General features: G+C 66.1%; 25 protein-coding genes, 1 tRNA gene and 1 other RNA gene. 14 read left to right on the top strand and 13 right to left on the bottom strand.

Going from position 1 to position 25462, the window contains the following annotated elements; translation table 11 throughout:
* Positions 1–12 precede the first annotated feature (12 nt).
* Both CXQ91_RS06925 and CXQ91_RS06920 read left to right on the top strand, forming a co-directional pair.
* A complete protein-coding gene (locus CXQ91_RS06925) occupies positions 13–783 on the top strand; it encodes an SDR family oxidoreductase (protein WP_104173161.1) in 771 nt (256 codons plus the stop codon).
* Positions 783–1850: an L-idonate 5-dehydrogenase gene (locus tag CXQ91_RS06920; protein ID WP_104173160.1), complete on the top strand. Its 1068-nt coding sequence runs from the start codon at positions 783–785 to the stop codon at positions 1848–1850. Before CXQ91_RS06925 ends, CXQ91_RS06920 begins: the two co-directional genes overlap by 1 nt.
* 88 nt (positions 1851–1938) lie before the next feature.
* Here CXQ91_RS06920 and CXQ91_RS06915 read toward each other — a convergent pair whose 3' ends face one another.
* Complete coding sequence (locus CXQ91_RS06915) at positions 1939–2667, bottom strand: FadR/GntR family transcriptional regulator (RefSeq protein WP_104173159.1); 729 nt, start codon at positions 2665–2667, stop codon at positions 1939–1941.
* Between the two features lie 261 nt (positions 2668–2928).
* Here CXQ91_RS06915 and gndA point away from each other — a divergent pair, with 261 nt between their 5' ends.
* Together gndA and CXQ91_RS06905 are read left to right on the top strand one after the other, a co-directional pair.
* A complete protein-coding gene (gene gndA / locus CXQ91_RS06910; protein WP_028268949.1) occupies positions 2929–4365 on the top strand; it encodes an NADP-dependent phosphogluconate dehydrogenase in 1437 nt (478 codons plus the stop codon).
* 145 nt (positions 4366–4510) lie between these two features.
* Positions 4511–5344: an oxidoreductase gene (locus CXQ91_RS06905; protein ID WP_104173158.1), complete on the top strand. Its 834-nt coding sequence runs from the start codon at positions 4511–4513 to the stop codon at positions 5342–5344.
* A gap of 13 nt (positions 5345–5357) precedes the next feature.
* On the opposite strand, the gene epsC is transcribed toward CXQ91_RS06905, so the two are convergent.
* The 3 genes from epsC to msrA all read right to left on the bottom strand — a co-directional run bounded on the left by epsC (position 5358) and on the right by msrA (position 7521).
* Positions 5358–5942 (bottom strand): serine O-acetyltransferase EpsC, encoded by a 585-nt coding sequence (epsC, locus tag CXQ91_RS06900; protein WP_011692289.1) that lies wholly within the window; start codon positions 5940–5942, stop codon positions 5358–5360.
* A gap of 41 nt (positions 5943–5983) precedes the next feature.
* Positions 5984–6919, bottom strand: a complete 936-nt coding sequence (gene cysK, locus CXQ91_RS06895) for a cysteine synthase A (protein WP_104173157.1) — start codon at positions 6917–6919, stop codon at positions 5984–5986.
* Positions 6920–6996: 77 nt separating this feature from the next.
* On the bottom strand, positions 6997–7521 hold the full coding sequence (gene msrA / locus CXQ91_RS06890) for a peptide-methionine (S)-S-oxide reductase MsrA (RefSeq protein WP_104173156.1): 525 nt from the start codon (positions 7519–7521) through the stop codon (positions 6997–6999).
* A gap of 99 nt (positions 7522–7620) precedes the next feature.
* Here msrA and CXQ91_RS06885 point away from each other — a divergent pair, with 99 nt between their 5' ends.
* Both CXQ91_RS06885 and CXQ91_RS06880 read left to right on the top strand, forming a co-directional pair.
* A complete protein-coding gene (locus CXQ91_RS06885; RefSeq protein ID WP_104173155.1) occupies positions 7621–8553 on the top strand; it encodes a Nif3-like dinuclear metal center hexameric protein in 933 nt (310 codons plus the stop codon).
* Positions 8554–8613: 60 nt separating this feature from the next.
* Complete coding sequence (locus CXQ91_RS06880; RefSeq protein ID WP_104173154.1) at positions 8614–9351, top strand: zinc ribbon domain-containing protein; 738 nt, start codon at positions 8614–8616, stop codon at positions 9349–9351.
* A gap of 63 nt (positions 9352–9414) precedes the next feature.
* Here CXQ91_RS06880 and CXQ91_RS06875 read toward each other — a convergent pair whose 3' ends face one another.
* The 3 genes from CXQ91_RS06875 to CXQ91_RS06865 form a co-directional block, all read right to left on the bottom strand.
* Positions 9415–10179, bottom strand: a complete 765-nt coding sequence (locus tag CXQ91_RS06875; protein WP_104173153.1) for a YaaA family protein — start codon at positions 10177–10179, stop codon at positions 9415–9417.
* A 62-nt stretch (positions 10180–10241) separates the two neighbouring features.
* Positions 10242–11096 (bottom strand): alpha/beta hydrolase family protein, encoded by an 855-nt coding sequence (locus CXQ91_RS06870; protein ID WP_104173152.1) that lies wholly within the window; start codon positions 11094–11096, stop codon positions 10242–10244.
* 41 nt (positions 11097–11137) lie between these two features.
* A complete protein-coding gene (locus tag CXQ91_RS06865) occupies positions 11138–11950 on the bottom strand; it encodes a slipin family protein (RefSeq protein WP_104173207.1) in 813 nt (270 codons plus the stop codon).
* A 121-nt stretch (positions 11951–12071) separates the two neighbouring features.
* On the opposite strand from CXQ91_RS06865, the gene rnpB reads away from it, so the two are divergent.
* From rnpB to CXQ91_RS06845, 4 genes are all read left to right on the top strand, one after another.
* Positions 12072–12463: RNase P RNA component class A (gene rnpB / locus CXQ91_RS06860), an RNA gene on the top strand.
* A 281-nt stretch (positions 12464–12744) separates the two neighbouring features.
* Positions 12745–14226, top strand: a complete 1482-nt coding sequence (locus CXQ91_RS06855; RefSeq protein WP_104173151.1) for a glyceraldehyde-3-phosphate dehydrogenase — start codon at positions 12745–12747, stop codon at positions 14224–14226.
* A 77-nt stretch (positions 14227–14303) separates the two neighbouring features.
* Positions 14304–14513 carry a hypothetical protein gene (locus tag CXQ91_RS06850; protein ID WP_104173150.1) on the top strand — a complete coding sequence of 70 codons (210 nt, stop codon included), beginning with the start codon at positions 14304–14306 and terminating at the stop codon, positions 14511–14513.
* Between the two features lie 92 nt (positions 14514–14605).
* Positions 14606–15403, top strand: coding sequence for an HNH endonuclease family protein (locus tag CXQ91_RS06845; protein WP_104173149.1), 798 nt, complete (start codon positions 14606–14608; stop codon positions 15401–15403).
* A 67-nt stretch (positions 15404–15470) separates the two neighbouring features.
* Here CXQ91_RS06845 and def read toward each other — a convergent pair whose 3' ends face one another.
* The 3 genes from def to orn all read right to left on the bottom strand — a co-directional run bounded on the left by def (position 15471) and on the right by orn (position 17042).
* Positions 15471–16043, bottom strand: coding sequence for a peptide deformylase (gene def, locus CXQ91_RS06840; RefSeq protein ID WP_104173148.1), 573 nt, complete (start codon positions 16041–16043; stop codon positions 15471–15473).
* A 159-nt stretch (positions 16044–16202) separates the two neighbouring features.
* Positions 16203–16275, bottom strand: a tRNA-His gene (locus CXQ91_RS06835).
* A gap of 131 nt (positions 16276–16406) precedes the next feature.
* Positions 16407–17042 carry an oligoribonuclease gene (gene orn, locus CXQ91_RS06830; RefSeq protein ID WP_104173147.1) on the bottom strand — a complete coding sequence of 212 codons (636 nt, stop codon included), beginning with the start codon at positions 17040–17042 and terminating at the stop codon, positions 16407–16409.
* A 157-nt stretch (positions 17043–17199) separates the two neighbouring features.
* On the opposite strand from orn, the gene mptB reads away from it, so the two are divergent.
* The gene (gene mptB / locus CXQ91_RS06825; RefSeq protein ID WP_181038807.1) at positions 17200–18756 is read left to right on the top strand and encodes a polyprenol phosphomannose-dependent alpha 1,6 mannosyltransferase MptB; all 1557 of its coding nucleotides are present in this window, start codon (positions 17200–17202) and stop codon (positions 18754–18756) included.
* A gap of 27 nt (positions 18757–18783) precedes the next feature.
* Here mptB and CXQ91_RS06820 read toward each other — a convergent pair whose 3' ends face one another.
* A complete protein-coding gene (locus CXQ91_RS06820; RefSeq protein WP_104173146.1) occupies positions 18784–19473 on the bottom strand; it encodes a DNA alkylation repair protein in 690 nt (229 codons plus the stop codon).
* A gap of 129 nt (positions 19474–19602) precedes the next feature.
* Here CXQ91_RS06820 and map point away from each other — a divergent pair, with 129 nt between their 5' ends.
* Positions 19603–20370, top strand: a complete 768-nt coding sequence (map, locus tag CXQ91_RS06815; protein ID WP_104173145.1) for a type I methionyl aminopeptidase — start codon at positions 19603–19605, stop codon at positions 20368–20370.
* An 87-nt stretch (positions 20371–20457) separates the two neighbouring features.
* Positions 20458–21363, top strand: coding sequence for an aldose 1-epimerase family protein (locus CXQ91_RS06810; RefSeq protein WP_104173144.1), 906 nt, complete (start codon positions 20458–20460; stop codon positions 21361–21363).
* Between the two features lie 7 nt (positions 21364–21370).
* Here CXQ91_RS06810 and xylB read toward each other — a convergent pair whose 3' ends face one another.
* Positions 21371–22798 (bottom strand): xylulokinase, encoded by a 1428-nt coding sequence (gene xylB / locus CXQ91_RS06805; RefSeq protein ID WP_104173143.1) that lies wholly within the window; start codon positions 22796–22798, stop codon positions 21371–21373.
* An 85-nt stretch (positions 22799–22883) separates the two neighbouring features.
* On the bottom strand, positions 22884–24071 hold the full coding sequence (xylA, locus tag CXQ91_RS06800) for a xylose isomerase (protein ID WP_104173142.1): 1188 nt from the start codon (positions 24069–24071) through the stop codon (positions 22884–22886).
* 141 nt (positions 24072–24212) lie between these two features.
* Here xylA and CXQ91_RS06795 point away from each other — a divergent pair, with 141 nt between their 5' ends.
* Positions 24213–25451 (top strand): ROK family transcriptional regulator, encoded by a 1239-nt coding sequence (locus CXQ91_RS06795; protein ID WP_104173205.1) that lies wholly within the window; start codon positions 24213–24215, stop codon positions 25449–25451.
* Positions 25452–25462: the final 11 nt, after the last annotated feature.

The raw sequence follows: 25462 nt of genomic DNA, 5'->3' as shown, positions 1-25462 counted from the left end.
GAACAGGAAACAATGAGCGCACTTTTTGACCTGACAGGCCGGACCGCGCTGGTCACGGGCTCCAGCCGGGGAATCGGCAATGCCCTGGCGCGGGCCCTGGCCGACGCCGGCGCCACTGTGGTGCTTAACGGCATCAACCCCGAACGGCTCAAAGCCGCCGAAGCCGCCATGGCGGCCGACTACCCGCCGGGGCGGGTGCACAGCTGCGCCTTCGACGTCACCAAAGACACCGAGGCCGCCCGCGGCGTCGCCTGGGTGGAAGAAAACGTGGGACCGCTCGAGATCCTCGTGAACAACGCCGGCATCCAGCACCGCGTCCCCATGCTGGACCTGGAAGTCAGCGACTGGGAACGCGTCATCTCCACGGACCTGACCAGCGCCTTCCTGGTGGGACGGGAAGCGGCGCGGCACATGATCCCGCGCGGACACGGCAAGATCATCAACATCTGCTCGGTGCAGACCGACCTCGCGCGGCCCACCATCGCCCCCTATATCGCGGCCAAGGGTGGACTCCGCAACCTCACCAGGGCAATGACCGCGGAATGGGCGGCTTCGGGGCTGCAGATCAACGGCATCGCCCCGGGCTATATCCACACCGAAATGACGCAGAACCTCGTGGACGACGAGCAGTTCAACTCCTGGATCCTGGGCCGCACGCCGGCCCACCGCTGGGGGACGGTCCAGGACCTGGCCGGCCCGGCGGTCTGGCTTGCCTCGGACGGTTCCAACTTCGTGAACGGACAGACCATCTTCATCGACGGCGGAATGACGGTGGTGGTCTGATGCCCGGCATCCACGAACTCCCCACCACCTCGGCCGCGGTGGTGGCCCATGCAGCCGGCGACCTCCGGATCGAGGAGGTGCATGTCTCTGTTCCCGGTTCCGATGAAGCGGTGGTGGAAATAGCCTATGGCGGCATCTGCGGCTCTGACCTCCACTACTGGCTCCACGGTGCCGCCGGTGAATCGATCCTCCGGGCCCCCCTGGTCCTGGGGCACGAAATTGTGGGCACTGTCCTGCAAGCGGCAGCAGACGGCACCGGACCTGCGGCGGGGACCGCCGTCGCCGTCCACCCGGCCACACCGGGCCCAGGTGCCGCACGGTACCCCGAAGACCGCCCCAACCTGTCGCCGGGCTGCACCTATCTGGGGAGCGCCGCCCGCTTCCCGCACACCGACGGCGCCTTCAGCCGGTATGCCACCCTGCCTGCCCGGATGCTCCGTCCGCTGCCGGAAGGCCTCAGCCTGCGGACAGCTGCCCTGGCCGAGCCGGCTGCTGTTGCCTGGCATGCTGTGGCCCGCGCCGGTGACGTCAAGGGGAAGACGGCCCTGGTGATCGGCAGCGGACCCATCGGCGCCCTGGCCGTGGCCGTCCTCAAACGCGCGGGTGCCCGGCGGATCGTCGCCGTGGACATGCACCCCAAGCCGCTGGAAATCGCCCGGGCCGTCGGCGCCGACGAGGTCCTGAAAGGCGATGACGCCGAGGCCATCGCCGCGGTGGAGGCGGACGTCGTCATCGAGTCATCCGGCAGCCACCACGGACTCGCCTCAGCCATCAAGGGCGCCGTCCGCGGCGGCAAAGTGGTGATGGTGGGCCTGCTGCCTTCCGGGCCGCAGCCCGTGCTGATCTCCCTGGCCATCACCCGCGAGCTGGAGCTGCTGGGTTCCTTCCGCTTCAACGCCGAAATCGACGAGGTCATTGCGGCGCTTGCGGACGGCACACTGTTCGTGGACCCCGTGGTGACCCATGAATTCCCGCTGGACCGCGGACTCGAGGCCTTTGAAGTGGCCAGGAACTCCGCTGAATCCGGAAAGGTACTGCTGGACTTCAGCCCGGCGCCGGGGGAGTAGGGACGGGGCTGCGCCTCCCCCGGCCGGCTCGGCGCGGCCGGTCCGTCAGCAGGGCGCGAGGCTGGCGGTCAGGGCGCGAGGCTGGCGGTCAGGCCTGCGGCAGGGGGACGAAGACCCTGGGCTGGTCCCGCCAGCCAGCCTCCATTTCGGTGATCGTCTCACGCATGATCCGGCTGGAGGCCTCCCGGGCCCCGGCGGCGTCCCCTGCGGCAATGGCCTCCGCCACGTCCACATGCCACTGCAGGGCGGCCTCGCGGGGGTGGTCCGGCATGAGGCCGTGGACGGTCCGGCCGGTCAGGGTTTCCGCCACCTGGCCTACCAGGTTGGCGAACATTTCATTACCCGAGCCGCTGAGGAGCAAGGAATGGAAGCGGATGTCCAGCTGCAGGAACTCCGCCACGTTGCCGGCCCGTCCGGCGTCGCGCATGGCCAGCGACACGTCCAGCAGTTCCTTCCGGAGGTCCTGCGGGGCGTTGGCGGCGGCCAGTTCGGCGGCGACGGGTTCGACGGCGGAGCGCAGCTCCGCCAGGGACCTGAGCTGGGCGCCGCGGCCCTCGCCGGCCAGGCGCCAGCGGATGACCAGGGGATCGAACGGATTCCAGCGGCTGGCCGGAAGCACCCGGATCCCCACGCGCTTGATGGTTTCCACCAGGCCGAGGGACTGCAGGACCCGGACGGCTTCCCGCACCACGGAGCGGGAAACCTTCAGCTCATCCTCGAGTTGCTCAGCCAGCATCACATGGCCCGTGGGCAGCGCGCCGCTCACGATACGGGTTCCCAGGTGTTCGATGGCGCGATGATGGAGGCTGGTTGACATAGTGGTAAGCATAATCGTGCCGGCGCCGCCGTCCGGCGCGGGCCCAACCCATGACGGACCCGGGGCGGCCGCCGCCCCGGCCTCACGCTGGCGGCATCATAGACTGTTTTATGACGCGCCGCCTTCCAAAACGTGGGCGCAACTTTCCCGTTGTCCGCGGAAATACATATGGTTTATTGACAGCCACTGGTTCTTAAAGCGTGTTCCGCAGGAAGTGCGGAACAGAATGCACACGTTGCACAGAAATGAATTGGAGTTTTGATGTCAGCACACATCGGTGTCACCGGCCTCGCGGTGATGGGGGCCAACCTCGCCCGCAACCTGGCCCGTAACGGCTTCACCGTGGCCCTGCACAACAGGTCTGTTGAGAAGACTGACGCGCTGCTGGAAAAGCACGGACACGACGGCGACTTCGTGCGTACCGAAACCCTCCAGGAGCTTGTGGATTCCCTGGAAAAGCCCCGCCGCGTGCTCATCATGGTCAAGGCCGGCAAGCCGGTCGACTCCGTGATCGAGCAGCTTGAGCCCCTGCTGGAGGCTGGGGACATCATCATCGACGCCGGCAACTCGCACTACGAGGACACCCGCCGCCGCGAAGCCGCCCTCGCCAAGAAGGACCTGCACTTCGTGGGCATCGGTGTGTCCGGCGGTGAGGAAGGCGCCCTGAACGGCCCGTCCATCATGCCTGGCGGCTCCAAGGAGTCCTACGACGCCCTCGGGCCGCTGCTGGAAAAGATCGCCGCTAACGTCGACGGCCAGCCCTGCTGCGCCTGGATCGGCACCGACGGCGCCGGCCACTTCGTCAAGATGGTCCACAACGGCATCGAATACGCCGACATGCAGGTCATCGGCGAAGCCTTCGACCTGCTGCGCTCCGGCGCCGGCATCGAACCGGCCGAGCAGTCCAAGATCTTCGCCGAGTGGAACAAGGGCGAGCTCGCTTCCTTCCTGATCGAAATCTCCGCCGAGGTCCTCGGCCACGTCGACACCCGCACGGGCAAGCCGTTCGTCGACGTCGTTGTAGACGCAGCAGGCCAGAAGGGCACCGGCCGCTGGACGGTCATCTCCGCGCTCGAGCTGGGATCCCCGACGTCGGGCATCGCCGAGTCCGTGTTCGCGCGTGCGCTTTCGTCCCAGGCCGAACAGCGCAAGCTGGCCCAGGAACTGCTCGCCGGCGAGGAAATCGCCGTCGAGGTCCCGGAAACGTTCGTCGAGGACGTCCGCCAGGCCCTGTACGCCTCCAAGCTGGTTTCCTACGCCCAGGGCCTGGACATGCTGACCTCGGCCGCCAAGGAATATGGTTGGGACCTGAAGCTTGATGAGATCGCCTCGCTGTGGCGCGGCGGCTGCATCATCCGTGCGGAACTGCTGAAGGAAATCACCAAGGCCTACGCCGCGGAGGAAAAGCCGGCGAACCTGCTGTTCGCTCCGGCGTTCACCAAGGCCATTGCCGAGGTCCTGCCGGCCTGGCGCCGCGTTGTGGCTACGGCGGTGCAGCTGGGTATCCCCGTCCCTGTCTTCTCCTCCTCGCTGGCCTACTACGACGGCCTGCGCCGCAAGCGCCTGCCCGCCGCCGTGATCCAGGGACAGCGCGACCTCTTCGGTGCACACACCTACGGCCGTGTTGACGCCGAAGGCACGTTCCACACCCTCTGGGGCGAGGACAAGTCCGAAATCGAGGCAGTGGACACCCACTAGCCTCAACACCACACCGGCACTCACACCACCGGTGACATTAAGCGCCGGCGCTTCCCGGATACTCTGGGAGGCGCCGGCCGTTGTCGTTAACAGGCCCGAACGGGCCCGCGTTGCCTATGCCTGCCGTTACCAAGGAGTGCAGCACATGTCCCAACCAGTCGCGTTTGTCACCGGTGCGTCCACCGGCATTGGGTTCGAGGCCGCCAAAAAGCTCAGCGAACATGGCTTCACGGTGTACGCGGGGGCCCGGCGGGTCGGGAAAATGGAGCCGCTGAAAGCATTCGGCGTGAAGGTGCTGGACCTGGATGTCACGGATGATGCATCGATGGCAGCAGCCGTGGGTACGATCCTCGAAGCCCACGGCAGGATCGATGTCCTCGTCAACAACGCCGGCTATGGGTCGTACGGGTCCCTGGAAGAGGTGGAACCGGCGGAAGGCCGGCGGCAGTTCGACGTCAATGTCTTCGGCCTGGCACGCATGACCCAGCTGGTGCTGCCCGCCATGCGGGCAGCGGCGCAGGGGAGGATCATCAACGTCTCCTCCATCGGCGGCAAGATGTACGAGCCCCTGGGCGCCTGGTACCACGCCACGAAGTTCGCCGTCGAAGGGCTCAGCGACTCTCTTCGCGTGGAACTCAAGCCCCACGGCATCAAGGTGTCAATCATCGAACCGGCAGGCACCCAGACGGAATGGGGCGGCATCTCCGGCGAGAGCCTGCTGGCAACCTCCGGGCACGGACCTTACGGGGACCAGGCAAAAATCGTCGCGGCCGCGTTGGCCTCCACCGCTGGCGCCGGCATGTCAACGCACCCGGAAGTCGTCGCCGACGCAATCGTCCACGCCGCCACGGCCGCCCGGCCAAAGACACGTTATCCGGTAGGCAAAGGTGCCCGGGCCATCGTGACACTGCGTCGGCTCCTGCCGGACCGTGCGTTCGACGCGGTTTTCTGGGCCATCTACCAGCGGATTGGCCGTTAGATCCTGTACTCCGCTAGATCCGGTACTCGATGTAGTACTCGGCGGGGTCCACGGCAGGCTTGGTTTCGCGCTGGGCGTCACGGTGGCGCCACGTTGCCGGGACACCGGTGATGATGGACTCCGGCGGGGCGTCCTTGACCACCACGGCGTTGGCCCCGACGGCACTGTCGCGCCCGATGGTGATAGGGCCCAGGATCTTGGCGCCGGCACCGATGGTCACCCGGTCCCCGATGGTGGGGTGCCTCTTGACCTTGGCAAGTGACCTTCCACCGAGCGTGACGCCGTGGTAGATCATGACGTCCTCGCCGATTTCCGCCGTCTCTCCGATGACCACACCCATGCCGTGGTCGATGAAGAACCGCTTGCCGATGGTGGCGCCCGGATGAATCTCGATCCCGGTCAGGAACCGCGCCAACTGCGAAATGAGGCGCGCCGGAAAGCGTAGCGAGGGATTCTGCCAGAGCTTATGCGTCAGGCGGTGCGCCCAGATGGCATGCAGGCCGGAGTAGGCAAAAAAGTTCTCAAAAGAACCTCGAGCCGCCGGGTCATGCGACCGGGCGGCGTCGAGGTCTTCCTTAAGTCTTGCGAAAAAGCTCACAAAGACCTTTCTACAGGAAACAGGGAATGGCGGGCTAAGACTTAGCCTCGGATGTCGTCATAGAGCACGGTGGAGATGTAACGCTCGCCGAAGTCGCAGACAACCGCGACGATGAGCTTGCCGGCGTTCTCCGGGCGCTTGGCGAGTTCGAGGGCACCCCAGACGATTGCGCCGGAGGAAATGCCGCCCAGGATGCCTTCCTTGACCCCGAGGTCGCGGGCCACGCGGACTGAATCCTCCAGGGTGGCGTCCAGGACTTCGTCGTAGACGTTGGTGTCCAGGATTTCAGGGATGAAGTTGGCGCCGATGCCCTGGATCTTGTGCGGGCCGGGAGCGCCGCCGTTAAGGATTGCGGAATCCTTCGGTTCGATGGCGACAATCTGGACGTCCGGCTTGCGTTCCTTCAGGACCTGGCCGACGCCGGTGATGGTTCCGCCGGTACCGATGCCGGAGACAAAGATGTCTACCTTGCCGTCGGTGTCGGTCCAGATTTCCTCGGCCGTGGTGGTGCGGTGGATCTCGGGGTTGGCTTCGTTGGCGAACTGCTGGGCCCAGATGGAGTTCTCCGTGTTGGCCACGATCTCCTGGGCCTTCTCCACGGCGCCGCGCATGCCTTCGGATCCCGGGGTCAGCACGATCTCCGCACCGAACGCACGGAGCATGACACGGCGTTCCGTGGACATGGTCTCGGGCATGGTCAGGATGACCTTGTAGCCGCGGGCGGCACCTACCATGGCCAGGGCGATGCCGGTGTTGCCGGACGTTCCTTCGACGATGGTTCCGCCGGGCTTGAGCGCGCCGGACTTCTCCGCGGCGTCAACAATGGCTACGCCGATACGGTCCTTGACGCTGTTGGCCGGGTTGTAGAACTCGAGCTTGACGGCCACCTGGGCGTCCAGGCCCTCGGTCAGGCGGTTGAGCCTGACCAGCGGAGTGCCGCCGACAAGCTGGGTGACGTCGTCGTAGATCCGTGCCATGTATTTGTGCCTATCTCTGAAGAGTTCTCTGAACAGCGAATACTGAGGTCAGCCTAACGAGGGCGGCCGGAACGCTGCTAAGCATTAAGCCATGCAGAGTAATATTTCCGTGCCTTGGCCAGCTTTGGGTTGATGATCACCTGGCAATAGCCCTGTTCCGGATGCTTGGCGTAGTAGTCCTGGTGGATATCCTCGGCCACGTGGAACGCGGGCAGCCTGCTTACCTCGGTGACGATCGGATGTGCCCACAGCTCCTGGTTCCGTTCGATGGCCTCTTCGAAGAGGATCTTTTCCTCGGTGGTCTCGTAGAACATGGACGAGCGGTACTGGGTGCCGACGTCGTACCCCTGGCGGTTGAGCGTCGTGGGGTCGTGGAGGGCGAAGAACATGTCCAGGATGACCTCGGCGGGGATCACGTCCTCATCGAAACTCACTGCCACTACTTCGGCATGGCCCGTGGTGCCCGAGCAGACCGAGTAATAGTCCGGATGGCGGTCATGGCCGCCGGTGTACCCCGAAATAACCGACGTGACGCCCTTGGTTTTTTGGTAGACGGCGTCGAGGCACCAGAAACAGCCTCCGCCAAGCACAAAAGTTTTCATGTCCTCTTCAATGGTTGAAGCGCGCTGATGATTCCCCCACCACCTTACGAGACTGTTACACGTGCGGACGAAGCCGGCGGATAGGGTAAAAATGAGGGTATGGAACCTGTGAACACCGACGTTGCAGACGACGCCCCTACCACTGCCGATCACGCCGGTGCGGAGTCCACTGAAGCAGCCGAGTCCTCCGATGCCCCCACGCTCGGCCAGATCCTGCTTGCTGTTGAAGAGCTCTGGCCGGAGTCCCTCGCCGAGGAATGGGACGAGGTGGGCCTGGTGGCCGGCCATCCGGCGGCAGAAGTCAGCAGGATCATGTTCGCTGTCGATCCCACCCTCGACGTCATTGAGGAAGCCATCGAATGGGGCGCTGGGCTGCTGATCACGCACCACCCCCTGCTGCTTAAGGGAGTCACGTCGGTGGCGGCGACGACGGCAAAAGGCAAAGCGGTCCACCGCCTCATCGAATCCGGAACCGGACTGCTGACCGTTCACACCAACGGTGACTCCGCCGTCGGGGGCGTCTCGGATGTCCTGGCAGACGCCCTTGGCCTCAACGACGTGGTTCCCCTTACCCCCTCCCCGAACGGACTGCCCGAAGAAGGCATCGGCCGGGTGGGGGACCTTGAGGACGTTATGACGCTGGGGGACTTCGCGGCCCGCGTGTTCGGCATCCTTCCATCCGTCGCGGGAGGCGTCCGCGTGTCCGGGGACAAGGACGGGCTGGTCCGGCGCGTGGCCGTCTGCGGCGGCGCGGGCGACTCCCTGTTTAACGAGGTCCGGGCAAGCAACGCCGATATCTTCGTGACGGCGGACCTTCGCCACCACCCGGCGTCCGAGGCCCGTGAGAATGCCGTGAACGATCGGCCCTACCTTATCGATGTTTCGCACTTCGCCAGCGAATGGCTGTGGCTGCCCGCTGCGGCCGACGCGCTGGGAAATGTCCTCAGCGACCAGGGCCACGACGTGGACATCCGCGTCAGCACCACCAACAGCGATCCCTGGGACTTCATTCTGACTCCGGGCGGGGACTAGAGTCTAAACTGCGCCGGTCCGGTGCCCGGCTGCGGCCGGTAGGAACAAGCGGAGGTAATAGTGGCCAAGGCAGCACCGGCGGAACAGTTGAAATTGCTCGAACTGCAGGGACTCGACGCCAGGCTCAAATCGCTGTCCAACCGCCGCCGGACCATCGAAAGCGATCCCCGGATCAGCGACCTTGAAGCTGCCCTGTCCGTGGCCAACGGCGAGCTCGGAGCCGCAAAAATGGCGGTCCACGACGCCGAAGCCGAGCTCAAGCGCTCGGAAGCGGACGTTGAGCAGGTGGCCTCCCGGATCGAACGGGACGAAGCGCGGCTGAACAGCGGCACCGGCCTCTCCAAGGACCTCGTCGCCCTGCAAAGCGACATTGCCTCGCTCAACAAGCGGCGTTCGGCCCTTGAGGACGTTGAACTCGAAGTCATGGAGCGCCTCGAGGGACTCCGCGAACGCCAGGCGGCCCAGCAGCAGATCGTGGACGATGTCCAGGGCTCCTTTGGTGTGATCCGCGCCGAGCTGGACGCGGCCCTGGCCGAGATTGCCGCCGAGGCGGGAGAGGTCGGCCGCAAGCGCTCGGAGTTCGCCGCGGGCCTCGACGCGGGCCTGCTGGCTGTCTACGAAAAGACCCTTGCCAAACGCGGAGTCGGCGCGGCCAGGCTGTTCCACGGCAAGTCCGAAGGCTCGGGAATGCAGCTCAGCCCGGGTGACCTTGCCGAGATCAAGGCAGCAGCCGAGGACGACGTTGTATTTTGCCCGGATTCCGGCTGCATCCTGGTCCGCTCGGCAGAGTGGGCCTAAGCCACCCCCAAGTAGCTGGCAGTTAACGTCGTGAAAAGCGCGAATGACGACGTTAACTGCGAGTCAGTTGGGCAGGATGATGTTGAGGGCGTGCGCCTTGCGCGCGGTGCCTTCGACCAGTTCGGCATCCCACTTCTCCCGGGCCGCCTTGAGCAGTTGAGCTGGCATGCGGGGGGCCGAACCCCGACGCGTCAGCAGGTGACGTGCCAGCTCGCCGCGGGTGTGCTTGGCGAAGTGGCTGACCACCTTGCGGACGCCGTTCACCTCCGTGAAGACGTTGACGGCAACGGTCTGCGCCAGCGGGGGAGCCCAGGCGGCGGCATAGGTGCTGGAGCGGCAGTCCACTAACAGCGACCCTCCCGTTTCGGCTGCCAGCGCCTCCGAAATCTGCGGCTTCCAGAACGAAGCGAGGCGGCCGACGTCGGGCAGTGACGTCCCCATGGACAGCCGGTAGGCGGGCACCCGGTCGGCAAAGCGGATGGCGCCCCAGAGGGCGGAAATGACCAGTACCGATTCATCGGCCTTCCGGCGCTGCGCTGCCGTCAGCGACTGGTAGCCCAGCGCGTCGTACAGGACCCCGGAATAGACCTGGTGCGCTGGAGCCGCCGGTTCCGTATGCAGCCGGGTATTGCGTTCGACGTCGGCACTCAGCGAGGCGCCGACGCCCAGCAACGCGAGGGCGTCCTGGTGGGCACTGACGTTTCCCAATGCCTCGAGAACCTTCGCGCGGTACGTGTTCAAAGCGGGAAAGCTCAGGGCGGTCCAGTCGACGGCGTCACCGTTGGGAGCGGGGGTCTTGCCTTCGGACGGCGGCAGCAGAATCAGCACCGTACGATCTTACCGGCGCGCAACGCGGACACTCTGCCGGCGGCCAAGCTACGCAGCCGGCCTCAGGCCAGGTTACGGCCAAGGAACGAGAAGACGTCCGGGAGGATGGAGCGCCAGTAGCCTCCGTCATGGCCGCCGTCCTGGAATCCGCCCTCATGTTCACCGGGCAGGCCGCTCACGTAGTCCTTCACGCTGTAGAGCAGGTTGTCCGACGTGCCGCAGTCGATTCTCTTCGGCAGCGGCCCAAGCTCCGGCCGGAGGGCAAAGATGTCGTTGGCCGCGAAATCCTCGGCGCTGTCAAAGTTGTCCGTCCGTGCGGCGTCGTGCAGGCTCCAGACTGCCGGGCTCATCGCTGCGACGGCGCGGAGTCCGGGAATCCGGTGCTGCGAGGCGAGGAGCAGGGCGCCAAATCCGCCCATCGACAGGCCGAAAACGGCGAGCCTGCCGGTGTCCAGGCCCTGGCCGGCCAGGAGCGGGATGAATTCCTCGACGACCATGGCCTGCGTGTCCGTGCCTGTTGCGCGGCGGTGCCACCAGCTTTCGCCGCCATCCACGGCCGCGAGTGCGAACGGCGTCCCGCCGCGGGCGACGTGTTGTGACAGGACGTCGGCCGCACGGAGGTCGTCGAAGATCACGCGGTGGTCCGCTCCTGTCCCGTGCAGGAAAAGTGCCACGGGAGGCTTGCCGGCTGCAGCACCGTCCGGCGAGCCGGGGGAGTTGCCCGTTTCCGGTACGGCGAGGGCCCAGTTCGTGGCGGTCTGCGGGCGGAACTGCGAGCTGAAGCTGCCGGTGCGCATGGACACGGGCGTGGCGTGCCCGGATGTCGTCCCGGCGGCGCAGGCGGCCAGCACGGCGGCAGCCACGCCGCCGGCTCCGAGTTCCAGCAACCGCCGGCGTCCGAGCGTCGGAAGATCCATACGCCGATCATAGACGCGGAGGCTCCGGATACAGGGCCGGCTCAGGCCGCCTTGACCGGCGGTTTGGCGGCAGCCGTGGCCGCCTGGTTCTCGCGGGCGAGGAATGCGGACAGTTCGCCGATGGTGCTCATCAGCGGCGCAGGGAAGACGACGGTGGAATTCTTGTCCACGGCGATTTCCACCAGGGACTGCAAATTCCGCAGCTGCAGGGCAAGCGGGTGGGCCATCATGGTGTCCGAAGCGTCGCCGAGGGCGGCTGCCGCGATGGCTTCGCCTTCAGCGGCGATGATCTTGGCCCGCTTCTCCCGCTCGGCCTCAGCCTGGCGGGCCATGGCGCGCTTCATGCTGTCGGGAAGCTGGATGTCCTTCAGTTCCACCAGCACCACTTCGACGCCCCAAGCGAGGGTCAGCTGATCCAGAATTTCCCGAATATCGCTGTTAATGCGCTCGGTTTCGGACAGCGTCTGATCCAGGCTGTGGCGGCCCACCACCTTCCGGAGGGTGGTCTGGGCGATCTGGTCGATGGCCGCTGCGACATTCTCAATTGCCACGACGGATTTCACGGCGTCCACCACGCGGTAGTAGGCAACAGCGGAGATGTCGACGCTCACATTGTCCTGGGTGATGATGCCCTGCGACTGGATGGGCATGGTTATTATCCGCAGGCTGACCAGCGGAAGGCGGTCAATAACGGGAATGATGAACCGCAGTCCCGGCATCCTGACGCCAATGACCCTTCCCAGCCGGAAGAGCACGCCCTGTTCGTACTGCCGGACGATCCGGATGGACATCTTGAGCAAGATAAGCAGCAGCAGTGCGACGGCGATGGCGACGAACGTATTGGTGGGGTCCATCAGGATCCCCTCCTTCTTGCCCGGGGTGATCTTGTTCAATTGTCCCACCAAGGGATCAAAAAGCGCCCGGCGCCCGGTGCGGAACCGGGCAGCCGCTACTGCCCGTAGAATGGACGGCGGATGGGTTGACCAGGCGGCCGCGCGTCACGCAAGTGGCTCGAGGAACGTCCGGGCTCCGCAGAGCAGGGTGGTGGGTAACGCCCACTCGGGGTAACCCGCAGGCCAGTGCCACAGAGAACAGACCGCCTGCCGCGGTCCGTGTCCGCACGGGCCGGGAACAGGTAAGGGTGAAACGGTGGTGTAAGAGACCACCAGCTTCCCGGGTGACCGGGAAGGCTAGGTAAACCCCACCCGGAGCAAGGCCAGACAGGGCACGTTCGAGGGCTGCTCGCCCGAGTGTCCGGGTAGGCCGCTGGAGGGCGTCGGCAACGGCGTCCGTAGATGGATGGCCGCTATTCCCGCTCCGGCAACGGTGCGGGAACACAGAACCCGGCGTATCGGTCAACCCATCCACCACAAGCCCTCAGCCGGCCCGCCAGCCAACCGCGAGCCGGGCCGTGTGAGTGACTTCACGCTTTTCGGGGCGGTGCAGGGGGCTTTGCCGCCCTAGAATGGATAGCGAACGTAGAAGTTCTGCCGCCGGGTCTGCGTTCGCAGCCGGCGGTTTTTCTTTGCGCTTCTCCAAGGTGTCCGGGGTGGACCGAATCCCCGCTGATGCCTGTGCCCCGGAATACCTCCGGTGGCCGACATCCGCATACGAAGACGTATGTGGTTGACCCAAGGAAGGTAGTTCTGTGAGCCAGACGTCAGATTCTTGTCTTGATACGTGGATGGGCCGTGAGGCACTTGCCGAGGCCATGATCCCGGTGATCGGCCGGCTGTACCGCGAGAACAACGTGGTGACCTCCATCCACGGCCGCAGCCTGATCAACAAGTCCACCATGAACATCCTGAAGGCGCACCGTTTCGCGCGTCGGATGAGCAAGGACGAGCTGCTTCTGGAAGAGACGGCACCGCTCCTGGATGCCCTCGCCGGTCTGGAGCTTGGCGCTGCGGCAATCGACATTGCCCGCCTGAACCAGAAGTACAAGACCGAGGCCAACGGTGCGAGCCTGGATGAATTCCTGCGCGCCGAACTTGCCGACATCGTCGGTAAGCGGGGCGGCGATGACCGCACCAGCACCGACGTCGTGCTCTACGGCTTCGGCCGCATCGGACGCCTGCTGGCGCGGCTCCTGATCGAAAAGGCCGGCGGCGGCCATGGCCTCCGGCTGCGCGCCATCGTGGTGCGCCGCGGCTCGGACAACGACCTCGCCAAGCGGGCCAGCCTGCTTCGCCGCGACTCCGTTCACGGTTCATTCGAGGGCACCATCAAGCTCGACACCGAGAACAACACCATCACGGCCAACGGCGTGCAGGTCCAGGTCATCTACTCGGACAACCCCTCCACGGTGGATTACACGGCTTACGGCATCAAGGATGCGCTCGTGGTGGACAACACGGGACGCTGGCGTGACGCCGAAGGCCTGTCCCAGCACCTCCTGAGCAAGGGCGTTTCGCGTGTCCTGCTCACGGCACCGGGCAAGGGCGAGCTGAAGAACATCGTCCACGGCATCAACCACGGCACCATCCTGGATTCGGACAAGATCGTCACGGCCGCGTCCTGCACCACCAACGCCATCACTCCGGTCCTGAAGGCCATCAACGACAAGTTCGGCGTGGTCCACGGCCACGTCGAGACGGTCCACTCCTTCACCAACGACCAGAACCTGATCGACAACTTCCACAAGGGTGACCGCCGCGGGCGCTCTGCCGCGCTGAACATGGTGATCACCGAAACGGGTGCCGCCAAGGCCGTGGCCAAGGCGCTGCCCGAACTCCTGGGCAAGCTCACCGGCAGCTCCATCCGCGTTCCCACCCCGGATGTGTCCCTGGCCATCCTGAACCTGAGCCTGGAGCACGGCACCACCAAGGACGAGATCAACGACTACCTGCGGCAGATGTCCCTGCACTCGGACCTGCGCAAGCAGATCGATTACATCGATTCGCCCGAGGTGGTCTCCACAGACTTCGTCGGCTCACGCCGCGCCGGAATTGTTGATGGCCTGGCCACCATCTCCAATGACAAGAACCTGGTCCTCTACGTCTGGTACGACAACGAGTTCGGCTACAGCTGCCAGGTAGTGCGCGTGATGGAGGAAATGGCAGGCGTCAACCCGCCGTCATTCCCCGTCAAGGAGCCGGCCGCCGCGCTGGCAGCGATCGCGGCGGTCTAGCGCCCCGGCAGTTTCAGGTCCGCGGTTTCCCGGCGGGTGCTCTGGCATCAGCCGGGAAACCGACACAGAATGGTGTCATGGAACAGGAATCGACTCTCGAACATGAAACCACACTGGAACACGCGCTCGACGTAGCGCGGACGAATCATAAGGAAGCCACCCGTCTCCTTGACCACGCGCGCGTGGCGCGTGCCGCGGGAGAGATTTCGGAAAGCAGGGTCAAGCAGCTCGAGGACCTGCTGGACATCGCCACTGAAGACCTCAAGCGTGTGATCAAGGAGCAGTAACCCCTCCTCCACACTGTGGATATCGGCCAGGTTGTCAGTGCCCTGCCCTAGGCTCTTGGCGTGCATAGGAATCCTCACCGGACCCATCGGCCATGACCATCAGTTGGACGGCGTACCGCCGCGCCCGGCGCCGCTCCCGCCAGGCCTGGGCCGTCCTGATTGTGCTGGCCGTGGGACTGGTTTCCGCCGTTTCCTGGTTTTTCACCGCCGGCCAGTTCGCGGCAGCAGAGCCGCCGGTCACCGGTCCCAGCGAAGCTCCGGTGCTGGACCCCACGTGGATGAAAGCGGTCCCTCCGGTCCGGCCTGTGCCCGAAGGCAGTGCGGCAGCGGCGCTGGAAACCCTCGCTGTGAAGGGCCGGGCCGCCAACGACAACTACGAGCGCACGGCATTCGGCCAGGCGTGGCTGGACGTGGACCGCAACGGCTGCGACACCCGCAACGACATCCTGCGGCGCGACATGGCCGCCGCGCAGTTCACTGAGGGATCGCGCTGCCGCGTGGCAGCCGGCCAGTTCCATGAGCCATACACCGGCGCGGTGGTGACATTCACAAGGGGAGCGGAGAGCAGCAAAGCCGTCCAGATCGACCATGTGGTGGCGCTGGGGGATGCCTGGCAGAAGGGCGCCCAGCAGTTGACGCTGCAACAGCGCCAGAGCCTCGCCAACGATCCCCTTAACCTTGTGGCCGCGGACGGGCCGGCCAACCAGGAAAAGAGCGCGTCAGACGCCGCCGGCTGGTTGCCGAAGAACAAGGCCTTCAGATGCCACTACGTAGCCCGCCAGATCTCCGTGAAGGCCGCCTACGCACTGTGGGTGACCCCGGCGGAAAAGGATGCCATGAAGCGCGTGCTGGCATCGTGTCCGCAGCAGCAGACGGTCATTCCGCGATAACGGGCCGGGCCGAACGGGGCCGCGCGCTGGGTCCAGCGGCGCAGCGGCCGTTTGCGTGCCGCTGGGCTCAGTGCCCGAACGGGTCGGGGTCGACGCCGGGCATCCAGGTCAGGCCGGGAACTCCCCAGCCGCTCCGCTTGGCCTGCTTCATCGCCTTCCGGGCGTAGCGGTCCATCAGCCGGTTCACATAGAGTTTGCCGTCCAGGTGGTCATACTCATGCTGGATGATCCGGGCGAACCAGTCCGTGGCTTCAAAGTCCACCGGGTTCCCGTCGCCGTCAAACCCCTGGACGCGCGCCCACTCGGCGCGTTTGAGCGGGTACTGGCCGCCGGGAAACGACAGGCAGCCCTCCACTTCCTCATCCGGGTCCGGAAGGGCGCCGGAAACCTTGGACAGCGTGAGGACGGGGTTCACCAGGACGCCCACAGGAGGAACATCGTCGTCATTGGCGAACTTGTACACAAAGATGCGCTTGCCCACGCCCACCTGGGGTGCGGCAAGCCCTACTCCGTTGGCGGCGTCATTCGTCTCGAACATGTCGGCGATGAGTTTGCGGAGTTCGTCGTCGAAGACTTCCACTTCGGCGGCCCGGCGGTGCAGAACCGGCTCGCCCCAGATGGTGATCGGCAGAACGGTCATGTCAGGTTGTTCCTTTGATGCAGTGCGGGATCAGGTCCGGGAACAGTCCGGCCCGCAGCGACCGGCGGAGCCTTGGACTTTTCCAGGAAACAAATAAAGGCCGCACCGGATAACCGGTGCGGCCTTTACGAAAGGGCGGAAAATCCTGCCCTTCATGAGGGTGAGCGACGGGGGTTGAACCCGCGACCTCCTGGACCACAACCAGGCGCTCTGCCAACTGAGCTACGCCCACCATGTGCCCTGCGAGACCGTCCGGCTATCCGGCTGTCTTGAAAGGCAACGTCATATAGCTTACCTGCTCCGCGGAGGTGTTTTTGCCACTTTCGTCCGTTTAGCGGAAATTTCCGCCAAACGTGGCGCAGATCACTTTTCCGAAGACTCCGCGAGGGACCCGGCAGAGGCCATGACGGACTTTGAAATGCGCTGGGCTGTGGCACTGTCCGGACCCGGCGCCGGAACAAAAACTGCCTCGCGGTAGTACCGCAGCTCATCGATGGAATCCTTGATGTCCCCGAGCGCCCGATGTCCGCCGCGCTTGGCCGGAGCCTGGAAGTAGGCGCGGGCGAACCAGCGCCGCGACAGTTCCTTGATGGTGCTCACGTCAATGACCCGGTAGTGCAGGTGCTCCACTACGGCGGGCATGTCCCGGGCAAGGAACACGCGGTCCGTGCCCACGGAGTTGCCTCCCAGTGGAGCCTTGCGGGGGTCCGGCACCCACTTCGCGATGTACTCCATGATGACGGCTTCCGCTTCGGCCATGGTTTTGCCGTGCGGGAGCTCCTCGAGCAGGCCGGAGCGCGTGTGCATGTCCCGGACGAAGTCGTTCATCTGGGCCAGCGCGGCATCGTCGGGACGGATGACGACGTCGACACCGTCGCCAAGAATGTTGAGTTCGGAGTCCGTCACCAGGGCGGCAACCTCAATGAGGGCGTCGTTCTTGGGGTCGAGGCCGGTCATCTCGCAGTCGATCCAGACAATGCGTTCGTTAGTTATAGGCACCCGCCCAGCCTACCGTTTCACTGCTCGAGAGCTGTCCGATGCTAGGATTTCGGGTACGTGGCGGTGCCCTTTTTTCACTGCTGCGGCCCCGCTTCCGCCGGCCTGCCCGGCTGCCACCGGGTGAAATATGCCCCACAACAGATTGGACGATCCTGAGATGACGGCGCCTGTACCCGCGGTGGGAAATGTGGCTGCCGGTACGTCACCGGAGCCGGCCGCGGCTGAAGTGGACAACGCCCTCTCGCCCCTCCTCTCGGGGTTCGCAGGTTCAATGTTCATGGCGATCGGCTCACTGGGGGTTGGCTGGCTCGCCCCCGTCTCCGAGCTTCGCCGCCTGCCGCTGTTCATCTGGATGCGCACCGAAGCCGTCGGAGTTGCACTGTCCATCGTGCTGCTGGCCGTGGGCGGCATGCTCCTGGTCCGCGCCTGGCTTCGCCTTGGCCAGAGGGTCCGGGTCTGGGGCGCAGGTGCCCGCAAGGCCACCCTGCAGGCAGTCGCGTTGTGGGGGCTGCCCATGATGTTCTCCGTGCCGCTCTTCAGTCGGGACGTCTACGCCTACATCGGGCAGGGCCGGCTGATGGTCGAAGGATTCAACCCTTACGAAAACGGCATCTCGGCGCTGTCCAACTATTTCCAGCTCGGTGCCGACAAGATGTGGACTGAGGCGCCGGTTCCGTACGGCCAGCTGTTCCTGTGGATTGAACAGCTCGTGGTGTGGACTACGAACGTGCACCCGGAAGCCAGCGTCATGCTGTTCCGGCTGGCGGCGCTCGTCGGCGTCGTGCTGTGTATTGTCTATGTGCCCAAACTGGCGGGGCTGCACGGCGTGAATCCGCACCGGGCACTGTGGCTGACTGCAGCCAACCCGCTGTTCCTCACCAACTTCATCGCCAGCGTCCACAACGATGCGCTGATGATCGGACTCGCACTGGCCGGGCTCTATTACTGCGCCACCAGGCGCGTGGTGTTCGGACTGGTGCTGGTGACGCTGTCGATCTCCGTCAAACCGATCACTATCGTGTTCCTGCCGTTCATCGGGCTGCTCTGGGCCGGCAAGAAGGCAGGCTGGCCACGGAAGTTCGTGTTCTGGGGACTCACTGCGGGCATCAGCCTGGCCCTCCTGTACGGCATGAGCCTGGTGAACGGCTTCGGCTTCGGCTGGGTGAACGGGTTGTCCGCTCCCGGCAGCATCTGGATCTGGTACGCCCCGGTTGGCCTGCTGGGGCTCGTGGTGGCCTCCATCTCCAACGCCTTCGGGCTGGACGGCTGGGGGCTGGCCAAATGGGTTTACGACGCCGGCAAGCTGCTCGCCGTCGGTATTGTCGCCTGGCAGATCTTCCGCGGCGACCATGACCGGCTGATGCGCCGGCTCACCCTGGCGTTCGCGGCGGTGGTCCTGCTCGCCCCAATGATCCAGTCCTGGTATGTGGTGTGGCTTATCCCGCTGTTTGCCGTCACCGGCATCCGGGACGACTGGCAGGTGAAGGCCCTGTACTTCATCGTGTCCTTCTTTATGGTCTACGCCATCTCGGACCAGCTGGAAGTCTTCCCCTACCTGCAGACCGAGGACCTGGGCCTTCCCCTGGCCCTTGCACGCAACGCCGCGGCCATCATCGCCCTGATGTTCGCGCTGTACCTGATCTTCCTGGATCCCAAAACGAAGCAGCTGTTCAGCAAGCCGGACGAGCCGGTGACCACGCGCCCGGTCATCTGACCGGAACCTGGACCCAAAGCGGGCCGTTTAGTCCTCTGCAGGCAGGTTCCTGAGCGCCTCGCGGAGTGAAAGCGGGCTGAGGGCGGCCCCGTGCGTCGCAGCGAACTGCCTGACCCACGCGGGATCAGTCTTTGCGTACTCGCGCAACGCCCAGCCGATGGCCTTGCGGATGAAGAACTCCCGGTCCGCCAGATTGGCCTCGATGACCGTGGCCAGGAGCCCGGTGTCGGTGTTGGACTTTGCCCCCAGCTGGGCGGTGATGGACGCCCTGCGGATCCAGAAATCGGGATCCGCGCTCCAGCGCAGCAGGACCGGTGTCAGCACTTCCCGGTGTGCCTGCAGAAGCCGGCCCAACCGGTCTTCCACGCCGTCCACCAGGTCCCACCATGCTCCGGTGCGGATGATTTCCTCGTACACAGGAACCATCGCCAAATCCGTCCTGACAAGCTTCGAGGCCGTCAGGTCTATCGCGGCATACCGTTCCTCCCGGTAGGTGGCTGTCCGGAAGAGCTCCAGCGCTGCCGACCTCAGCTCATCGCCCGATGCCAATGGCGCCGCTGCGACCTCGGCCTTGACGATCCTGCGCACCTCGGGCACCCGCACGCCCAGTTGCGCCATGGCCGATTTCAGGTAAGCCTGCGCGCCAGCGGCGCGCACCGGGTCCGCGGCGGCGGTGAGCCTTGCCCGGATGGCCGCAACCAGATCACTGTGTCCCATGGAGCAACCATAGCCACGGGCGGTCCGTGCGGACCCGCCGCCCGGGCCCTAGAGTGGAGGACAGAACAGCAGTCCGCCGGAGGATACTACAATCCCGCCGGGCGGCGCCGGCATCCCGGAGGTATCAGCATGTCCATGATCAAGAGCCCAGACGAGATTGCGCTGATGCGCGAGGCCGGCCGGGTGGTGGCAAACACCCTGGCCGCGGTGAAGGACGCGGCGGCGGTGGGTGTTTCCCTGAAGGAGCTTGATGAGCTGGCCGCTGAGTCGATATCGGCCGCTGGGGCCACGCCCGCCTTCCTGAACTACCGCCCGCGGTGGGCCTCGGTGCCGTTTCCTGGCGTCATCTGCGCGAGCGTCAACGATGCCGTGGTCCACGGCATCCCGAACGGCTACCGCCTGCAGGACGGGGACCTGCTCAGCGTGGACTGCGGCGCGTTCCTGGAGGGGTGGTGCGGAGACGCCGCCGTCAGCTTCGTCGTGGGAACGGCGGATCCGGTGGACCTGGCGCTGATTGCTGCCACCGATGCGGCCCTGGCGCGTGGCATCGAGATGGCCCGGCTCGGCAACAAAATGGGCGATCTCGCCTATGCGATCGGCGGAGCGGCGCGCCGGGCCGGCTACGGCCTGCTGGCGGACCACGGCGGGCACGGCATCGGCCGGACGATGCACGCCGAGCCCCCGGTGCCGAATGACGGACGTCCCGGCCGCGGCATCAAGCTGACGGAGGGGCTGGTGATAGCCATTGAACCCATGCTGATCCTCGGCGGCAAGGACGACTACTACCACGACGACGACGAGTGGACGCTGCGGTCCGCCAACGGCCGCCGGGCGGCCCACAGCGAACACACAGTCGCCATCACCGCGGACGGCCCAGTGATCCTCACGCTGCCCTGACGGCGCGTTGCCAACCACGGAATCTGTTGGCCGTGGATTACAATAGTGAGCGCTAACAACGTCTCTCCCAGCAGTAATGGAAACCACATGACCGCCACCGAGCACCAGATCAGTTTCGGCCCCTACACCGCCATCGCCACAGCCAGGGGAGGGGCGCTCCGCGAACTCCGGCACGACGGCCGCGATCTGGTCATCAGCTTCGGCGCCAACGGCGGTATCCCGGACTACCGCGGTGTTATCTGTGCTCCGTGGCCGAACCGGCTGGCTGATGGCCGCTACAGCTTCGACGGCGGGGATTTCCGGGCCGCGGTCAACGAGGAGGAGCGGGGGACCGCCCTGCATGGACTCGTGTTCGGGGCAGTTTGGGAGCCGCGGGAGCAGACCGCTTCATCCGTCCGCCTTGGCGCCCGCGTTGAGCCGGGCGAGGGGTATCCGGGGCGCCTTGACGTTTCCGTTGAATACGAGCTGCGGGCGGACGGGCTGCGCAGCACCGTGCGCGCCGAAAACATTGGCGCGGACGCAGCGCCCTACGGCGTCTGCCCCCACCCGTACCTCGTCGCCGGACCTGCCCCGCTCGATGAGTGGACCGTGCAGATCCCCGCCACCGAATTCATGGAGGTCTCCGACGACCGGTTGCTGCCCGAAGGCATGGCCAGTGTGCAGGGCCACGCCTTCGACTTCCGGACTGAAAAAGTCCTCGGCGCCGTGGAAATCGACCACGCCTTCACCGGCCTGATTACCAACGGGGACGGCCTCGCGGCCGTTCGGGCCTACGACCCCTCCGGGACCGGCGTCGAGCTGGAGTGGGATACTGCTTGGCCGTGGCTGCAGATCCATACCGCGGACAAACCCGCGGGGCCGTCCCGGCTGGGCCTCGCGGTTGAGCCCATGACGTGCCCGCCGGATGCGTTCAACAGCGGCACCGGCGTGATCCGGTTGGCTCCGGGGGAGTCCCACCAGGCCAGCTGGACCATCCGGGCGCTCAATCGCTGACGGGCGCTCAGCCGTTGAGGTAGGCAGCCGCGTACCGGCGGTACTGGGCGAGGACGTCCGGGGACCCGCCGTCGGGCGCCGTAACTTCCATCCGCGCCGATTCCCACTCCGGCCACCGTCCCGTGAGGACGGCCGCTGCCTGGCGGGCGGCGCCGTCGGCCACGTATTCCCCCGGCTCAGGCACAACCACGGGGAGGCCGAACACGGAGGCGGCGATCTGCTGCACCGCAGCGGACTGCGCCCCGCCGCCCACCAGGATGATCCGCCCGGCCGATACGCCCTGTGCCTGCAACGCCGCCAGGCCATCCGCGAGGGAGCACACCACGCCTTCGACGGCGGCCCGGGCGAGGTTGGCGCGCGTGTAGCTGGCCAGGGTGGCCCCGTGGAGGGAACCTGTGGCGTGCGGCAGGTTGGGTGTGCGCTCACCTTCGAAATACGGTACGAGTGTGAGGCCGCCGGATCCGGCCGGGGCGTCGAGGGCGAGTTCGGTGAGCCCGGCGAGGGTCACGCCGAGCAGCATGGCGGTGGCATCGAAGATCCGCGTGGCGTTCAGCGTGCAGGCCAGCGGAAGGAAGTTGCCGGTGGCATCCGCGAATCCGGCGACGAGCCCCGTGGCGTCGGCCGCAGGGGTCTCGGAGACGGCGAAGACCGTCCCTGACGTCCCCAGTGACACCACAACGTCGCCGGGGCGCGCGTCGACGCCGAGAGCAGCAGCGGCGTTGTCGCCGGCTCCGGGACCGATCAGCGCACCGGCCGGCGTCTTGCCTGCGGCCTCCAGTGAACCGGCGACGGCGGGAAGCACGGGCACGTGGCCCAGGACCTTCTCCAGGATCCCGGGGAGGTAGGTCCCCGACGCCGCGGAGAAGTAACCTGTGCCGGATGCGTCGGACCTGTCCGTCCGGAGCAGCTGAAGCGACGAGGGGCCCGTTCCCGGGCCGTGGCCTGCCAGCCGCCAGCTCAGCCAGTCGTGCGGGAGGCAGACGGCCGCGGCGCGGCGGGCATTGTCCGGTTCCTTCCGGGCCAGCCAGCGAAGTTTGGTGATAGTGAGCGATGCGACGGGGACCGTACCGGTCGCGTCTGCCCAGAAGGCGGCGCCGGCTTCGGCGTCGCCGTCGCCAGCATCAGCGATGAGCTGCTCGGCGTCGACGGCGGAGCGTGTGTCGTTCCACAGCAGGGCCGGTCGGATCACCGCGCCGGAGGAATCCAGGCACACCATGCCGTGCTGCTGGCCGCCGACGGAAACGGCGGCGACGTCGTCGAGGCCGCCCGCCTGGGCGATGGCATCCTGGAGGGCGGTCCACCAGTGGTCGGGGTGTACCTCGCTGCCTTCCGGGTGGGCCGCACGCCCTTGGCGGACCAGCGCGCCGGTGCCGGCGTCGCGGATCACCACTTTGCATGACTGTGTGGAGCTGTCGATTCCTGCGACCAGCGGCATGGCGGGTTCTTTCTGCAAGGTCTGCCGCCGGACCCGGGAGTCCGGATCCGGCGGCAGCGGTATTTGTTGGTTGGGAAGAACGGGCCTAGCGGGCGCCGAGCAGGTGCTCGATGGCCAGCTGGTTGAGGCGGACAAAGGCGAACGAGCGCTGGGCGGCGGCGTCGGCGTCGAACTCCGCGAAAGCGGACGCGTCAGCGAGCAGGTCCGCGGCGCTCTCACCGGCGGAAAGCGTGGGCTCCCCGAGTTCGAACACACCGGAGGTCTTCAACGCTTCCTGCACGTCAGGGTCGGCACGGAAGGCCAGGGCGCGTTCCTTGAGCAGCAGGTACATGGACATGTTGGATTTCGCGGATTCCCAGACGCCGTCGTAGCCGTCGGTGCGGGAGGGCTTGTAGTCGAAGTGCCGCGGACCGTCGTACCTGGGGCCGCCGTTGGGGAACCCGTTTTCGAGGAGGTCCACCGTGAAGAACGCGCTGGTCAGGTCGCCGTGCCCGAAGACGAGGTCCTGGTCGTACTTGATGCCGCGCTGGCCGTTGAGGTCGATGTGGAAGAGCTTCCCGGCCCACAGCGCCTGGGCGATGCCGTGGGTGAAGTTCAGTCCGGCCATCTGCTCATGGCCGGTTTCCGGGTTGAGGCCCACGATGTCGCCGTGTTCCAGCTGGGCGATGAACGCCAGGCCGTGTCCCACGGTGGGCAGGAAGATGTCGCCGCGGGGCTCGTTGGGCTTGGGCTCCAGGGCGATCCGCAGTCCGTAGCCCTTGTCCTTGATGTAGGCCGCGGCCGTGTCCACGCCCTCCTTCATGCGGTCCAACGCGGCCGAGAGGTCCTTCGAGCCGTCATATTCGCTGCCTTCGCGTCCGCCCCACATCACGAAGGTTTCGGCGCCCAGCTCGGCTGCGAGGTCGATGTTCTGCAGGACCTTGCTGAGCGCGAACCGGCGGACGGAACGATCGTTGGAGGTGAAGCCGCCGTCCTTGAAGACCGGGTGGCTGAACAGGTTGGTGGTGACCATGGGGGTCTTCAGGCCGGTCTCGGCCAGGGCTGCCTTGAAGTTTTTCAGGATCAGCTCGCGCTCGGAGGCCGTGGCATCGAACGGGACCAGGTCGTTGTCGTGGAAGGTGATGCCGTAGGCGCCGAGCTCGCTGAGCTTGTGGACGGCCTCGACGGGGTCCAGGGCCGGGCGGGTGGCGACGCCGAACGGATCGGCGCCGGTCCAGCCGACGGTCCAAAGGCCAAAGGTGAAACGGTCTGCGGGGGTGGGCTGAAGAGTCATGAAGCGTCCTTGGTTCAGAGATGGGGTTCAGGGAGTGGATTAGCGGTACCGGCCAACGCGGGGGCGGCCGGGATTCAATTAGTTTTCAATCTAAACTATATGCATCATGATTGACTAAGGTCAATGATGAAGGCGGCGGAAATGTCACTGGAAAAAAATGCCGACGGCGGTGCGGGCCGTCCTGCGCCCGGCCGCGTCGAGGATGTCCGGCGCGGAAACCTGGTGCGCGTCCTTGCTTCCCTGGCGCAGGCGCGCACTGATCCGGACCCGCACCCCACCCGTGCTGACCTGGCGGCCCGGACCGGATTGACCAAGGCGTCCGTGTCCAGCCTCGTCGCCGAGCTCGTGGACGCCGGTTTGGTGGCGGAATCCGGCGCCACCCGGGACGGCGAACGCGGCCGCCCGGGAGTGGGCCTGGAGCTGAGCACCCGCCGCGGCGTGGTGGGCATGGAAATCAATGTGGACTATATTTCCGCCGGGCTCCTGGACCTCGGCGGGACCCTGCGGATACTGAGGACACTGGAACGCGGCAACCGCGGCCAGTCACCTGAATCCGTCATGGCCCTGCTGGCCGGGCTTGTCAGCGACGTTGCCGCCGAGGCGTCTGCGGCCGGAATCGTCATTCTTGGCGGCGGGCTGGCTGTTCCCGGCCTTGTGGACTCGGCGTCGGGGACCGTTGCCAGTGCTCCCAACCTGCATTGGCACGCGGTTGCCCTGCAGCTTGACCGGCTACTTCCCGACGCACCGTTCGGCACAGTCCTGCACAACGAAGCGAACTGCGCCGCGCTGGGTGAACTCTGGTACGGGCACGGACTGGATTTCCAGGACTACCTTTTCGTCTCCGGCGAGGTGGGGGTCGGTGGCGGCCTGGTGATCGGCTCCGAACTGTTTGCGGGACCCCACGGCCAGGCCGGCGAGGTGGGCCACATGGTGGTGGAACCGTCCGGCCCCGACTGTTCGTGCGGCGGCCATGGCTGCCTGGAGACCTTCGCCGGGCAGGAGGCCATCTTCTCCGAGGCCGGCATTCCGGCAGGCACCGCATCCGTGCGGCTCGCGAGGCTCGGCGAACAACTTGCGTCCGGAGACATGGCCGCCATTACAGCCGTGGCCCGGGCCGGCCACTACCTGGGGATTGCCGCGGCGTCCACGGCGCGGATGATGAACCTGTCAGCCGTGGTGCTCGGCGGCCACTTCACCCAGATGGGACCGTGGATTGCTCCAGCTGTGGTGCAGAGCCTGGCTGACTATGCGCCCGGCGTCGTCAGCCCCGCCAGGGTGGCAGTCTCGGAGCTCGGCCAGTCCGCGGCCCTGCTCGGCGCGGCCGGGAGCTCCCTGCGCGCTGTCCTGGCCGCCCCGTTCAGCCTGACACCGGCAGGATAGCTTTCAGGCCC

This window comes from Arthrobacter sp. Y81 (genome assembly GCF_002929335.1).
Lineage (GTDB): Bacteria > Actinomycetota > Actinomycetes > Actinomycetales > Micrococcaceae > Arthrobacter.
Note: the sequence above shows the minus strand (reverse complement) of the source record. Positions and strands in the feature narration are given on the sequence as shown.

Bases quoted from the DNA above. Each gene is read 5' to 3' on its own strand.
- CXQ91_RS06845 (WP_104173149.1), top strand. From the start codon at position 14,606: ATGACCATCAGTTGGACGGCGTACCGCCGCGCCCGGCGCCGCTCCCGC.
- mptB (WP_181038807.1), top strand. From the start codon at position 17,200: ATGACGGCGCCTGTACCCGCGGTGGGAAATGTGGCTGCCGGTACGTCA.
- CXQ91_RS06915 (WP_104173159.1), bottom strand. From the start codon at position 2,667: ATGTCAACCAGCCTCCATCATCGCGCCATCGAACACCTGGGAACCCGT.
- CXQ91_RS06870 (WP_104173152.1), bottom strand. From the start codon at position 11,096: ATGGATCTTCCGACGCTCGGACGCCGGCGGTTGCTGGAACTCGGAGCC.
- cysK (WP_104173157.1), bottom strand. From the start codon at position 6,919: ATGGCACGGATCTACGACGACGTCACCCAGCTTGTCGGCGGCACTCCG.
- CXQ91_RS06850 (WP_104173150.1), top strand. From the start codon at position 14,304: ATGGAACAGGAATCGACTCTCGAACATGAAACCACACTGGAACACGCG.
- CXQ91_RS06920 (WP_104173160.1), top strand. From the start codon at position 783: ATGCCCGGCATCCACGAACTCCCCACCACCTCGGCCGCGGTGGTGGCC.
- gndA (WP_028268949.1), top strand. From the start codon at position 2,929: ATGTCAGCACACATCGGTGTCACCGGCCTCGCGGTGATGGGGGCCAAC.
- def (WP_104173148.1), bottom strand. From the start codon at position 16,043: ATGACCGTTCTGCCGATCACCATCTGGGGCGAGCCGGTTCTGCACCGC.
- CXQ91_RS06820 (WP_104173146.1), bottom strand. From the start codon at position 19,473: ATGGGACACAGTGATCTGGTTGCGGCCATCCGGGCAAGGCTCACCGCC.
- CXQ91_RS06905 (WP_104173158.1), top strand. From the start codon at position 4,511: ATGTCCCAACCAGTCGCGTTTGTCACCGGTGCGTCCACCGGCATTGGG.
- msrA (WP_104173156.1), bottom strand. From the start codon at position 7,521: ATGAAAACTTTTGTGCTTGGCGGAGGCTGTTTCTGGTGCCTCGACGCC.
- map (WP_104173145.1), top strand. From the start codon at position 19,603: ATGTCCATGATCAAGAGCCCAGACGAGATTGCGCTGATGCGCGAGGCC.
- CXQ91_RS06810 (WP_104173144.1), top strand. From the start codon at position 20,458: ATGACCGCCACCGAGCACCAGATCAGTTTCGGCCCCTACACCGCCATC.
- xylB (WP_104173143.1), bottom strand. From the start codon at position 22,798: ATGCCGCTGGTCGCAGGAATCGACAGCTCCACACAGTCATGCAAAGTG.
- CXQ91_RS06795 (WP_104173205.1), top strand. From the start codon at position 24,213: ATGTCACTGGAAAAAAATGCCGACGGCGGTGCGGGCCGTCCTGCGCCC.
- CXQ91_RS06865 (WP_104173207.1), bottom strand. From the start codon at position 11,950: ATGGACCCCACCAATACGTTCGTCGCCATCGCCGTCGCACTGCTGCTG.
- CXQ91_RS06885 (WP_104173155.1), top strand. From the start codon at position 7,621: ATGGAACCTGTGAACACCGACGTTGCAGACGACGCCCCTACCACTGCC.
- CXQ91_RS06925 (WP_104173161.1), top strand. From the start codon at position 13: ATGAGCGCACTTTTTGACCTGACAGGCCGGACCGCGCTGGTCACGGGC.
- xylA (WP_104173142.1), bottom strand. From the start codon at position 24,071: ATGACTCTTCAGCCCACCCCCGCAGACCGTTTCACCTTTGGCCTTTGG.